This window comes from Vibrio sp. NC2 (assembly GCF_025195005.1).
Lineage (GTDB): Bacteria > Pseudomonadota > Gammaproteobacteria > Enterobacterales > Vibrionaceae > Vibrio > Vibrio splendidus.
In genome coordinates, this window is record NZ_JANVFC010000001.1 from 191,052 (window position 1) to 204,015 (window position 12,964).

Below are 12,964 nucleotides of genomic sequence, written 5' to 3' on the forward strand. Positions count from 1 at the left end.
ATGTCGTCTGAACAAACAAATAATGACCCATGGTCACAGTCTGCTCCTGCCGCTCAGCCATCAAGTGATCCTTGGGGTCAAGCCGCTGACACTTCACCATCGGCAGATTGGCTAAGCAGTGAAACCGTAGAAACCATTCCTTTTGATCCTCTTAATCCTTTTGCAGAGGCAGTTTTGCCTGTTGATACTTGGGTTGAGTCTGGATTGAATTGGCTAGTTGAACACGGACGACCATTGTTTCAAGCAATTCGTGTACCTATCGATTTCATTCTAAGTTCATTTGAAACGGCATTGGTGTCTACGCCAGCCCCATTTATGCTCATCATTTTGTTCTTGGTGGCATGGCAGTTTTCAAACCTGAAACTGGGTGTTGCTACGGCAGTATCTCTTACTATGATTGGTTTGATTGGCGCTTGGTCTGAAGCGATGACTACGCTTTCACTGGTGATGACATCTGTATTCTTCTGCCTGTTGATAGGTTTGCCTATGGGGATATGGCTCGCCCGAAGTAACACGGCGGCTAAATTCGTTCGCCCAATTTTGGATGCTATGCAAACAACGCCAGCCTTCGTTTACTTAGTACCCATCGTAATGTTGTTTGGTATCGGTAACGTTCCAGGTGTGGTAGTGACCATTATATTCGCACTGCCACCGGTGGTACGTTTAACCATCCTAGGTATTCAGCAAGTACCGGAAGATTTGATCGAAGCGGGTCATTCATTCGGTGCAAGTAAAAAGCAGATGCTTTACCGAATTCAACTGCCACTTGCATTACCAACCATTATGGCGGGCGTGAACCAAACACTGATGTTGTCGCTATCTATGGTGGTTATCGCATCAATGATCGCGGTAGGTGGTTTAGGTCAAATGGTACTGAGAGGTATCGGCCGTCTAGATATGGGACTGGCCGCTGTTGGTGGTCTCGGCATCGTTATTCTAGCAATCCTGCTTGACCGCATTACCCAAGTTCTTGGGGTAAATGCAGGTAATACAAAATTACGCTGGTACCACATGGGCCCTGTTTCTCTTGTGCTCAATGCGATAAATCGCGGTAACAAATCAGAACTACAATTAAGGAAAAACACCAATGAATAATTCATGGAAGAGCAAACTTGCAGTTAGCATCGTTTCTACATTAGCAGTATCAACTAACGTGTGGGCAGCAAGCTTACCGGGTGAAGGTGTATCAGTTCAGCCAGTTCAATCGTCTGTAGCGGAAGAAACATTCCAAACGTTGATTGTTAACCGCGCCCTTGAAGAGCTTGGCTACGACGTGAAATCTACGCAAGAAGTGGATTACAACGTAGGTTACACCTCAATTGCAAAAGGTGATGCAACGTTCCTAACCGTAGGTTGGTTCCCGCTTCATGCTGATAAATACAAAATGGCGGGCGGCGATGATAAATTCTACCGTGAAGGCCAATATGTAAGCGGTGCCGCTCAAGGTTACCTAATTGATAAGAAAACGGCTGAGAAATACAACATTACTAACATTGGTCAACTGACGGATCCGAAAATCGCGAAGCTTTTTGATGCTGACGGTGATGGCAAAGCAGACCTTACAGGCTGTAACCCAGGTTGGGGTTGTGAGATGGTGATTGAACATCAACTTTCAGCGTTCAAACTGGACGATACGGTAACTCACAACCAAGGTAACTACGCTGCAATCATTGCAGATACGATTTCTCGTTACCAAAAGGGTGAATCAATTCTTTACTACACGTGGACACCTTACTGGGTAAGTGGCGTATTGGTGCCTAACGAAGATGTAGTTTGGTTAGAAGTTCCTTTCTCAGCACTTCCTGGCGAGCGTTCGAATGTGGACACGACGTTATCTAACGGCAAAAACTACGGCTTCGAAATGAACTCAATGCGCATTATTGCGAACAAAGAGTTTGCTAAGAACAACCCATCAGCAGCGAAGCTTTTCGAAATCATCAAACTTAACATCAATGATGTAAGTGCTCAGAACATGATGATGAGTAAAGGTAAGAATAGCTCTGCGGATATCGAAGCGCACGTAAACGGTTGGATCAAAGCAAACCAAAGCACGTTCGATGGTTGGATTACAGAAGCGAAGAAAGCAGCACTGTAACTTTGACTTGTATTTGCTCTGTCTTACCAGACATTTTGATTTGAAATGATGAGCGTGTTGAGTGATTGTGTAGAGTCACTGAATCACCTTCAAATCAAGTGAAAAGGCGACAGAGTCAAACATTAAAAAGCCAGCAGTCCATTTGGATTGCTGGCTTTTTGTTTTCTGTTTCTATTTTTGAGCTGTGAGCTTCTAGCTTTTAATTACAGCTCTAGCGTTCGCCTTGAACTTCGAAGTCGTCGCTTACTAAGCGAGCGCAACCATCGGCTTCAAGTGCCCAGTGTTCACGATGAACAACACCAAACGCCTTGTTCATTGTCCAGCTAGCGGTAAGAATGTAGCCGCCTTCTGGGTGCTCTTCCCACTTAACACCGGTGTAATCAACGTCTTTGAAGCCTTGGTCGATGATGTTTTGCCAAAATGCTTGAATCGCTTCACGACCTTCAAAAGTACCAAATGGACGCGCTTCCATTACACAGCTTTCAGTATATTGATCGGCACAACCTTTTGCATCTTGGCTGTTGAATGCTTTCTGCCACGCGTTAATGCCTTGCTTACATGCTTCTAAAATTTGGTTGTCTAACATTGTCTTTCTCCATAACAGTCTTGTTTCAAGCACTGTCTTTTTGATTTGGTATCTCGATAAGTTGAATTGAGTTTAGTCTTGGAAATTGATTTGAAAAACAGAGATAATAGAAAATACTGTTTGTAAAAAGAGAACAATAAGATGAGTAAGCTAAAGCAGATGTCGATTTTCGCTCATATCGTAGAGCAGGGCTCAGTCTCGGCTGCGGCTGAAAAGCTAGAGTTGTCTAAATCTGTCGTCAGTCAACATCTCAAAATCTTAGAACAAGAGCTAGGCGCTTCTCTTCTTAAGCGCACAACACGCAGGCAATCTCTGACCAGTATGGGTGAGCGTTTTTATTTGAGTTGCAAAGACATCAACGTGATCGCTGAATCGGCTTGGGATATGGCGAAAGCTGAGCTAGAAGAGCCCCAAGGTCGGATTCGTATCACGGCACCGAATGCGTTGATGGACTTGTTGATTGCGCCTGTTATTGCGGAACTGATGAAGCAATATCCGAAGTTAAAGCCAGAACTGATAAGCGACGATCAGCATCTAGACTTTATGGAACACGATATTGATCTCGCAGTTCGAGTAGGCAGTTCACGTGATAGCAACCTAAAGCAAAAGCGTTTGGGTGAGTTTAAAGACGTGTTGTGTGGTGTTGAAAGCATGAGAAGTCGTGAGCTTGAATCTATTCCTTACATCGCAAATTCTTGGCAGGGAAAACAGGTGACTCATCACTTTAGTTCGCAAAATGAACAAGACTTTATTTACCAACAGCCAGCCAGCTGCATTACGAACTCCTTTCACAGTTGTCTCGCTTTGATTAAATCTGGCGTCGGTATCGGCGCTATTCCAGACTTTTACCTTCATCAGCTATCCGGTGAGGTGGTCGACATGATACCAAGCTTTCAATTACCCACTAACACGGTTTATGCGTTGAACCCATTCGCTTCAAACACGCCTATCGCCATCAAACTTTGTATTCAAGCGTTGGAAGAAAAGCTCAAGTGTAATTTGGTTTAAAGCTTCTCGTTATAATGCTGTCTTATTAGATGATGTGTTTGGTATAAGAATGGTTCATGTCACATAGTTATTTATTTGTAATATAATAATTCATGATCGTGATGCTTGTTCAACTTGTCGTACAAATATTGTCCTATAGTGGTTCTCGTTACTTCGGTAACACCCTACAAAATATGGAATAAATAATATACGTGAAACATATCATGGAGACTTGTATGACCTTTAAACCTTGCAAACTCACTTCTTGCAAACCTCGAACTCACCAATTTAAACCTTACAAACAATTGTCGTGCGCGGTTCTTTTAGCGATGGCTACTTATGGCGTATCGGCTGAAACACTGAACATTCAATCCGCATCAGACTGGGGTGGAGCGCACAGCTCTTACCCAGCATCGAATACGATTGATGGAAGCACTGATTGGTCATCACGTTGGGCCGCTCAGAATGCGCCCGTCAATTTAGTGCTCGACCTTGGCTCGGTACAAAATGTTCAAGACGTCGCGATAGCTTGGGGTAAAGGCGAAGAGCAAACTTATAAGTTCGAGATCAGAGCGTTAGCTGATGAAAGTTCAAGCAGCTGGAACAAGGTTTATTATGGATATAGTAGTGGCAGCACATCTGGTTTTGAAACCTACGATGTGACGGATGTTCAGGCTCGTTGGGTTCGTATCAAAGTCTTTGAAAACAATGCGGAAAGTGTTTGGACGAATATTACTGAAGTCGAAATCAGTGGCAACGATAGCCCTGACTACGGACTCGATCCAAACCTACCGCCATCAGGCAACTTCGACTTACTGGATTGGTATGTGAGCATTCCCGTTGATGAAGGTGATGGCTACGCGACTTCTATCAAAGAGAACACGCTTGATGCGGGTTATGAAGACCAATTCTTCTATACCGGTAGTGATGGTGGCTTGGTGTTCTACACACCTGTCGAAGGTGTGACAACATCTAGCGGAACAAAATATGTTCGTACCGAATTAAGAGAGATGCTTCGTCGCGGTGATACCTCTTACTCCACTTCGGGTAAAGACAATAACTGGGCGTTTTCGTCTATTCCATCGAGTGACCAGTCGGACTTTGGTGGTATCGACGGGACGTTAAATGCAACGTTAGCCATCAACCACGTGACAACAACTACTTCGAACACTGAACAAGTGGGCCGAATCGTGATTGGCCAAATTCATGCTGAGAAAAACGAACCTATTCGTCTGTACTACCATAAACTGCCAGGTAACGACAAAGGCGCAATCTACTTTGCTCATGAAACCTCGAACTTGAGCGGTGGCGATGAAACTTGGCATAACCTATTAGGTAACATGGTGACGTCTGACGGTGACTTAAACAGCACTAACAACCCAAGTGACGGTATTGCACTCAATGAAACTTTCTCGTATTCCATTGTTGTCGAAGGTGACAAGTTGATTACTACTATTAGTCAAAATGGCTCGGAATTGGCGGCAAAAGAAGTGGATATGAGTAACAGCGGTTATGACGATGCAGATAACTACATGTACTTCAAAGCAGGTATCTATTTGCAAGATAACTCAAGTGACGACAGCGATTATGCGCAAGTGACTTTCTATCAGTTAAACAACAATCACAACTGATCACGCTGTAAATAGTGCGTGACTACGGCAACGAGTTAAATCGTTGCCGTTTGTATTCGTTCAATGATTAAAAGGAGGTGGCTAATTGGTCATCTCTTCTTTTATCTTTCTACCTCTCATTTCTACCATACTGTATTTGTTTAATTGGGTGCATATTGGCAAAAAATCCAACCCTTACTTATAGTTAGTCTTAGTGTCTAGTTGCTTATCAACCGCTAAGAGGTGCCGTTATTGTCTGATCTTTGTACCAAGTCATGCATCGAATGTGGGTTAGTCAGCCAGTTCCGGGAATTACCTTCGGGCAGTGAGGCGTCGTGCCCTCGTTGTCATCATACATTGTGCAGCATCGGTGCGAGTAAGGGACAAGGAGTGATGGCCTACGCAGTGGCCAGTTTGATCACACTCGTGATGAGTCTTACTTTTCCCTACATGTCATTTAGCGTCCAAGGTATCAGTCAACAAATAACCCTTTATCAAGCCGTGGATATGATGAATAGGTTAGATAATTCACTGATTGCCGCACTCTTATTTCTTGCCGTTATTTTCTTACCTGCTTATTTTCTGATTAGCGCGATCTGGTTCTATTCGTTGACTGAAAAAAAGCGCACCCACTCGCCGAACCTAAGCCGTTTAGCGATCTTCATTTTAAAGACTTTGAGCTGGGTTAAACCGTGGCTCATGGTGGATGTATTTTTGATTGGTGTGTTGGTTAGTTTGATTAAAATAGCAGCACTAGCCGATGTCTCTATGGGCATATCATTTTGGGCATTTGGTATCTACGCTATGCTGGTGGTCAAAACCATTTCGTTGGTTGATTTTGATTGGATCTGGGACCGATTGATCCCACCTAAGCCGTTGCATGAATCGGTAACGGGTAGCCTTTTTCAAAAGCACGACCATTTGGTTTGTCATGTTTGTGGGCAGGTTCACTTGTACGATGAACAACTTAGTCAATGCTCTCGTTGTCATGTTCACCTACACCGATTTAATCCAACCAAAAACCTTCAGATAGCGTGGGCTCTATTACTCACATCCATTATTTTTTACATCCCGGCAAACCTATACCCAATGATGTATACGTCTGCATTCGGGACGAGTGAAGGTTCAACCATCATCGAAGGTGTCATCATTCTGTGGAATATGGGGTCATACCCAGTCGCTTTGATCATCTTGCTTGCCAGTGTGTTTATACCGATGGCAAAAATGATTGCGCTCGCATACTTGTATTGGAATGCAAAAAGGGTTCAGGGTTTACCTGTTGATGAAGCGACTCGATTTCTCAAAATATACCGTGTTACTGAGTTTATTGGTCGGTGGTCAATGATAGATATTTTTGTGGTTGCCATTCTGGTTGCCTTGGTTCAATTAGACGGGTTGATGGCGATTTATCCTGGGCCTGCTGCTTTGTCTTTTGCTGCCGTCGTCATTTTCACTATGTTGTCGGCAATGATTTTTGATTCTCGAATTATATGGAAATAATCTCTCGGTAGAGGTGTGGGGTATATGGAAAAACAAAGCGCGTCAGATGCGAAAGTATCAAAAAAAAATGAATTGTCTCCGGTCTGGATTGTGCCCATTATCGCGGTTCTGGTCGGCTGTTGGATGTTGTTTCAGTACTTCAACAATCGCGGACCAGAGATCACTTTGATCTTGCCTGATGCTTCAGGTATCGAAGCGGGAAAGACAGCAATTAAGTCTAAAAATGTACATGTGGGCACTATTACGGATGTCGCGCTGAGTGAAAATTACGAATACATCATAGCCAAAGCTCAGATAGACAAGAAAGCCTCACGCATGATCAATAAAGAAACCCAGTTTTGGGTGGTTGAGCCCCATGTCGGCACCGATGGCATTAGTGGGCTTGAGACTATTTTGTCGGGGTCGTACATTGAGTTGAAGCCGGGTAAATCGAGTGAGTCTCAATTGAAGTTCGATGTATTAGACACACCACCCGTCGCGGGACCAGATACCAAAGGAATTCGTGTGGTGGTTTCACATAATAAGGCCAATCAACTGCGTGTAGGAGAACCTGTCTTGCATCATGGCTTCGTGGTGGGTCGGGTTGAGAAAACAAGCTTTGACTATGAAAAGAAAGAGGGTAAATACCAACTGTTTATCTTTGCACCTTATGATGGTCTGATTTTCGAAAAAACGCAGTTTTGGCTATCTTCTGGAATAGATGTGAAGTTTGGTGCGAATGGTTTAGACGTCAACTTTGCATCAATAGAAAGCATCCTGACTGGTGGTGTGAGCTTTGATGTAGCCGAGAGTATTAAGCCTGGATTGCAGATAAAAGAGAACCTTCAAGAGTACACACTGTACGACAATTACGACGCGGTTTTACAAGGTAAGTACACGACATCGATCGAGTATGTGTTGCTATTTGAAGAATCGGTTCGAGGTTTAAGGAAAGGGGCTCCAGTGGAGTATCGTGGTGTTAGGATTGGCACTGTGGATACGGTGCCGTTACAAATTCGCATGGATAAAGATGGCAAGGTCTCGAACCGTATTCCTATCTTAATCAAGCTGGAAATAGAACGAGTTTCTGAAGTCTTTAGAGCCGTGAATGCCGAAGCCTTTGCTGAACGCGTCAAGCTGCAAATGGGCGAAGGGTTAAGAGCAACCTTGAAAACGGGTAACTTGCTCACGGGAGCGCTGTTTGTCGACATTAATTTTTATGAAGATGAGGAGACTTACGAACCCAGAGAATTTGATGGTTACCCTGTGTTCCCAGTCGTCGCGGGTGGTCTAACCGAAATTCAAAATCAGCTCACCGATTTCCTAACCAAGATTAACGAGCTACCGTTAGACGCGACTATCGCCAATTTAAACGGATCGCTTGCATCATTAGATACTACCTTGAAGAGTGTCGATCAACTGATGGGTAGTGAGGGCGCAAAAGCGTTACCACAAGATCTGAGTGACACCATGAAGCAACTTGAGGCGACATTAGAAAGTTACGATGATGACTCCGACGCTTACAAGCAATTGATCAGTGCATCTGAAGAGTTAGAACATGTGTTAAAAGAGCTTCGCCCACTGATTAAAGTGCTGAACGACAAACCGAATGCGTTGGTGTTTGGTAGTGAAGTAGAAGAAGACCCGATTCCAGTTAAGGGAGTGGAATAATGAGAAAGCTATTTATATCACTGGTTGTGTCAGTCGGGCTCTTGGGGTGCGCAGCGCCTACTGATGGTACTAACGCCTACCTCTTGCCTGAAAGTACATTGGATAAGCCCATCTTTAAGGTCAAAACTAGTGTTGATTTGCCGGATTACCTCGACACGATAGGAATAGCTTATCGCAAGTCTGAAAATGAATTGGTGTCTGCGCGTAAACACGTTTGGGCGGAAAACCTTGAAGGGTTGCTTGAAGAGCGAGTCAATACTTCTGATACATCGGGAGAGCCTGAAAGAGAGTTGACGATAACCTTTGAGCAGTTCAATGGTTCTTATACCGGAAACGCAGAAGTGAAAGGAACTTGGGTATTGAGCGAGCAAGGCTCAGAGCTCGCGCGTGCCGACTTCGAATCAAAAGTACCCTTGAAAGAAGCAGGTTATGAAGCACTTGTTGAAGCCCTAGGTGAAGGGTTAGATGAGGTGTTATCTGAGATACAGACGCAATTGCCTTAAAGCTAATTCTTAGGGCTGTTTTCAATTTGGTAAATCTCGGTTTTCCTCATTTGTTTGGTTGTTGATGGCTAAAGTAACTCTATCGAAAGAAAAACGAATGATGAAATACAGAGGTGACGTATGAACAAGTTAATCGCACTAGGCTTATGGCTTTTTCCATGAATACTGCGTTGGCGGCAGACGGCAATTATACAGGTACAATCGACATGAACCTAACTGCGCCAAATAAGACTAATGTAGAGCGTGTTGAATCAGAACCTGTATTACAAAGTCGCAATGAAGCATCTTCTGGTGGTTTGAAATTCCAAATTGATACAAAAGATCAAGCGATTGAGTTGACTGGTCGTCGAGATTAATTAAGAGCGTAGAACTTAATTGTTTAAGGGTCCGAGTTGAGCATATTGAAAATGCTCAACTCGGACTTTTATGTTTAAATTCTTGTCCTAAAATAAAGGTGAGATGCACATCTAACCTTTTATTAAACTCAAAATGACAAACCTTATTTGGTCGCAGGTTCTTCTATAGTAATCGTTCCAAGTTGAGTTTTGTCACTCAGATGGCAAATTTTGCTTTAACTCTAAAAGCATTCGATAAGCACTTTCGCCAGACATTTCGTACGGGTTAAATTGATCAGATGTTGAAAACTGTAAATTCAACAGCTCGGTTAAATTGGACTGCGGAATGTCTCCCATCGACCAATCTCCAAATTCTCTGCTATCAATCTCTTTAAAATAAAGTATTGCGACGTGATTGTGTCTCTCGTCGTTAAGAATATGATTGTACGTGTGGTTAACGGCCTCTCTAGACCCTTCAATGCATTGAAGAAAGTACTTTTGATTATGGCTGAGAAGCCCCGTTAAATGGCTCTGCCGATTATGATCTCGCGAGATAGCGAGTATCTCCTCCAATGCTTTGGAATCACAACATTCGGAAAGCGTACTGACATAAATTAACCGAGTTAGGAACATAGGCATCATTTCGAATTTTTGTTCAAAGGGTATTGATAAATATAAGCCAAGCTCATGGAATTGCGAGTTATTGATTTAATTGTCACTCGGTGGCTTTTGGAAGAGAAGAGGATGGGGATGAAGTAGAAAAGGGCAGGTCGCAAGATACGCTAAAATGACTCGAATGTTGGCCATTCATTATTTTAGCGACCTGCTTGTGAGCTCGTTAGTTGTTTAGAATTGAAATCGATTCAACGTTTGAAGACGCATCAAAACGAACATTGACCAACACACTCTCTCGTTCGAAAGTCACATCATCAAAGTCAGTAGCCGCGATCTTGAATCCATTTCTTGCGAATAAACTCGTCACTGTTGTTCGTTGTTTCTGTTCCATAGCGCATGTCAGTAGTTCATTCATCGTGATCTCCATTAGGTAACCGTGTGCATAACGTAAGCGTACAGTCTCTTTGTTATGAGATCAATTGCTTAATTGATAAGCTATGATGATATGTTCAATTGAATGATTTTGGTATTCAGAAAATCAATGATCAAGGCGGGTGGTGGTTGTTCTGATTATGAAATATGGAGCGTTATGTGACCGTGGTTCAGCATTCCTAGAGCGTGAGATTCATTGCAAAAATCTCTTTGAAATAAGTAGTTACAAAGCAAGGTGAACCATGCCCGCCGTTTAGTATGTTCGGTCGATTATCGGAATCACTATCGGCCTATATCTAACTTAACTAAAGTACACCGATTTATGATGAGTAGATTCCTTAATGAGCCTTCTTTATATTGAAATTTAAAATGTAAGACGGTGTTGTTATAAGTGTTATTAATTGCATAAGCTTGATTTTAATATTAGTTTGATTTATAAAATAAGCTCTCGTTCATTAACTTCATGATTATATTAGTTTTTACTAACCTCTAATAACATGGAGAAAGGCGATGAAAAAGAATCAAACACGCAACAGGTTAGCGAATTTAGTGCGACTTCGTAGGTCATACAAAGCATCAGATTTTCTGGTGAGCTCTAACGAACTCCAAGTTAAGAAAGATGTGTATAGCTTACGTAAAATCAAACAGTTAGAAATTCGTCAATTGGGTCTTAAAGAAAACGCAATCAATATTGTTTCGTTGGCTTTAGTCCTATCGGCTGCGACTTGGGCATTCGTGCCTCAGTTCGGTTTACCGATGCTCGCACTGACCTTTATTTTGGCGTTTGTTACATGGCGAAGATATGAGTTGCGTGCAGAGTTTAAAGGAGCCGATGAAACTGGCGACCATTGGGTTTCCGTGGCGCGCGGTTGTACTCGAGAAGAGTTCAAAGTGTTGAAAAACGTTGAATTGACGTTACGAGACCAAGTTTCTTAGTAAGCAGGGTGTCGTAATAAGTTAGGTTTAATAATAAACAAGGCTCGTCACTCGTTGGCGAGCTTTTTATTTTCTGAAAAACATAGATAGAACAGGTTACTTTTGTACGCCAACGACGATGTTGGTAATGGTGATCTTTATGAATCTTAAGTCACGGCATTTATAATGGTCTTTAGGACTTTGAACTTAGGGAGACGGTGGCGGTGAATACACAAGTAAATAAGAGTTTCTTCAAAAGGCTCATCCGGGTCGTTGGTTATGTTCTGATTATGGTGTTGAGCTTTAGCCGATTTTCCAATGCTCAAACCATAGAGTTTCCTACTTGTGCACAGAGCGAGGCTTTGAATACAGAGATCCATCTTTATGTTGATGAATCTGTATTAGCCGAATATTCCAAAGCATTTGTTGCCTCTAAAATAGCGACATGGGAAAGCTATTCGAATCTGGTGTTGAAAAACTCCTGCATTCCTATGACGCGAAAAGTCACCAAGGTGATTTATACGTCTGAAATCGACAGCCTTTGGTTTCAAGATTTGGGGGCAGCAGAGAGGTTATTAAAATTATCGATGGAAGAACCGATTCCAGAAACAACAGAAGACGGCGTCCCCATTTTTACTGGGATAGTATTTTCTAATTATAATTTTAGCTTTGAGTCTGATTATTGTGGTATGTCATCTTCGGTATCCTACTTTTTTTCTTTAGCGATAAACTGTCCTGATTACTTAATGGAGCATGAAATTGGCCATTTAAGTGCTGCTAATCATGACTATAAAACGTTATTGAAAGATTTTGATAGTATCGAAAGTTACATTTCTGGAACGTATCCAAGAGCTCCTCAATATTCCTTCGGTGCAATTTGTGCTGACAGAGGGACAGTGATGTCTTATGAGAGAGATGTTATACCTGCTTATTCCAGCCCGGACATCAGAGTGGATGACATAAAGTGCGGGGATAGCAAATACCACAATAATGCGAGAGTGCTTAGAGAGTTCGCACAAGCTTATTTAACCCCATGATTGCCTCGCTGCTAGATTGGTAGTCATCTGATTTAGTTACTTTATTATTAATGGTTATTATGAGATTAATGACTGCTGTGGTCGCGACTAATCCCTCTAGAAATTAGACCAAGAACCAAACCTAAGCAGCAAACCAAGGAGAGAAAATGCAGGTAAGTATTAGGCCCGCCATGCCCAGCGAATTGGCCGCTATTTATGCTTTGGTTATCTCAAATGATGAGTGGACGAAGTTTAACGGCCCTTATTTTCCATACTCACCCCCATCACTAGAAGAGTTTGAAAGCCGTTCGTTTCAACGGTTACTCAATGGATCCGACTTACAGTTGGTGGTTGTAGACGATGTGCCTGTAGGAACTGTCAGTTGTTATTGGGAGTGTGAAGAGACACGTTGGCTTGAAGCCGGAGTGGTCATTTATAACTCCGACTATTGGGGGAAGAGTATTGCTGCGTTAGCTCTTCCTCTTTGGGTCTCTTACCTATTCGATAACAAGCAGGTAGAGCGTGTCGGTTTAACCACTTGGTCGGGTAATCCGCGGATGATGTCACTAGCCCTCAAATTAGGCTTCCAGCAAGAAGCTAGGCTAAGAAAAGTGCGTTATTACCAAGGCGAGTACTATGACTCGATTAAGTATGGCCTATTACGTTCTGAGTGGCTGGAAAGCAAATAGCCATAATTCGAGTTAGTTTGTTGTTTTATTG

At 42.7% G+C, this 12,964-nt stretch carries 13 protein-coding genes and 1 pseudogene; 11 read left to right on the plus strand and 3 right to left on the minus strand.

What is annotated here, in order from left to right:
• Nucleotides 1-1,095 (plus strand): glycine betaine/L-proline ABC transporter permease ProW, encoded by a 1,095-nt coding sequence (proW, locus tag NX845_RS00885; protein WP_004734649.1) that lies wholly within the window; start codon nt 1-3, stop codon nt 1,093-1,095.
• A complete protein-coding gene (gene proX / locus NX845_RS00890; RefSeq protein ID WP_004734648.1) occupies nt 1,088-2,095 on the plus strand; it encodes a glycine betaine/L-proline ABC transporter substrate-binding protein ProX in 1,008 nt (335 codons plus the stop codon). The genes proW and proX overlap by 8 nt, the downstream gene beginning before the upstream one ends.
• Before the next feature lie 211 nt (nt 2,096-2,306).
• On the opposite strand, the gene NX845_RS00895 is transcribed toward proX, so the two are convergent.
• Complete coding sequence (locus tag NX845_RS00895; RefSeq protein WP_065681226.1) at nt 2,307-2,681, minus strand: nuclear transport factor 2 family protein; 375 nt, start codon at nt 2,679-2,681, stop codon at nt 2,307-2,309.
• Nucleotides 2,682-2,822: 141 nt separating this feature from the next.
• Between NX845_RS00895 and NX845_RS00900 the strand changes: the two genes are divergently transcribed.
• The 6 genes and pseudogenes from NX845_RS00900 to NX845_RS00925 all read left to right on the plus strand — a co-directional run bounded on the left by NX845_RS00900 (nt 2,823) and on the right by NX845_RS00925 (nt 9,287).
• Complete coding sequence (locus NX845_RS00900; protein WP_102446929.1) at nt 2,823-3,689, plus strand: LysR family transcriptional regulator; 867 nt, start codon at nt 2,823-2,825, stop codon at nt 3,687-3,689.
• A 215-nt stretch (nt 3,690-3,904) separates the two neighbouring features.
• A complete protein-coding gene (locus NX845_RS00905) occupies nt 3,905-5,299 on the plus strand; it encodes a polysaccharide lyase family 7 protein (protein ID WP_065681228.1) in 1,395 nt (464 codons plus the stop codon).
• A gap of 231 nt (nt 5,300-5,530) precedes the next feature.
• Complete coding sequence (locus tag NX845_RS00910) at nt 5,531-6,778, plus strand: paraquat-inducible protein A (protein WP_240513388.1); 1,248 nt, start codon at nt 5,531-5,533, stop codon at nt 6,776-6,778.
• 24 nt (nt 6,779-6,802) lie between these two features.
• A complete protein-coding gene (pqiB, locus tag NX845_RS00915; RefSeq protein WP_260256406.1) occupies nt 6,803-8,428 on the plus strand; it encodes an intermembrane transport protein PqiB in 1,626 nt (541 codons plus the stop codon).
• The gene (locus NX845_RS00920; protein WP_108214282.1) at nt 8,428-8,931 is read left to right on the plus strand and encodes a membrane integrity-associated transporter subunit PqiC; all 504 of its coding nucleotides are present in this window, start codon (nt 8,428-8,430) and stop codon (nt 8,929-8,931) included. Before pqiB ends, NX845_RS00920 begins: the two co-directional genes overlap by 1 nt.
• 120 nt (nt 8,932-9,051) lie before the next feature.
• Nucleotides 9,052-9,287, plus strand: a pseudogene (locus NX845_RS00925) (hypothetical protein).
• Between the two features lie 192 nt (nt 9,288-9,479).
• On the opposite strand, the gene NX845_RS00930 reads toward NX845_RS00925, so the two are convergent.
• Complete coding sequence (locus NX845_RS00930) at nt 9,480-9,899, minus strand: BLUF domain-containing protein (RefSeq protein ID WP_017079037.1); 420 nt, start codon at nt 9,897-9,899, stop codon at nt 9,480-9,482.
• Nucleotides 9,900-10,104: 205 nt separating this feature from the next.
• Complete coding sequence (locus NX845_RS00935; RefSeq protein ID WP_004734640.1) at nt 10,105-10,296, minus strand: hypothetical protein; 192 nt, start codon at nt 10,294-10,296, stop codon at nt 10,105-10,107.
• Nucleotides 10,297-10,823: 527 nt separating this feature from the next.
• Here NX845_RS00935 and NX845_RS00940 point away from each other — a divergent pair.
• The 3 genes from NX845_RS00940 (at nt 10,824) to NX845_RS00950 (ending at nt 12,933) form a co-directional block, all read left to right on the plus strand.
• On the plus strand, nt 10,824-11,249 hold the full coding sequence (locus NX845_RS00940) for a hypothetical protein (protein ID WP_260256407.1): 426 nt from the start codon (nt 10,824-10,826) through the stop codon (nt 11,247-11,249).
• A 203-nt stretch (nt 11,250-11,452) separates the two neighbouring features.
• A complete protein-coding gene (locus NX845_RS00945) occupies nt 11,453-12,265 on the plus strand; it encodes a hypothetical protein (RefSeq protein ID WP_260256408.1) in 813 nt (270 codons plus the stop codon).
• Between the two features lie 146 nt (nt 12,266-12,411).
• Complete coding sequence (locus NX845_RS00950) at nt 12,412-12,933, plus strand: GNAT family N-acetyltransferase (protein WP_102446924.1); 522 nt, start codon at nt 12,412-12,414, stop codon at nt 12,931-12,933.
• Nucleotides 12,934-12,964 lie beyond the last annotated feature (31 nt).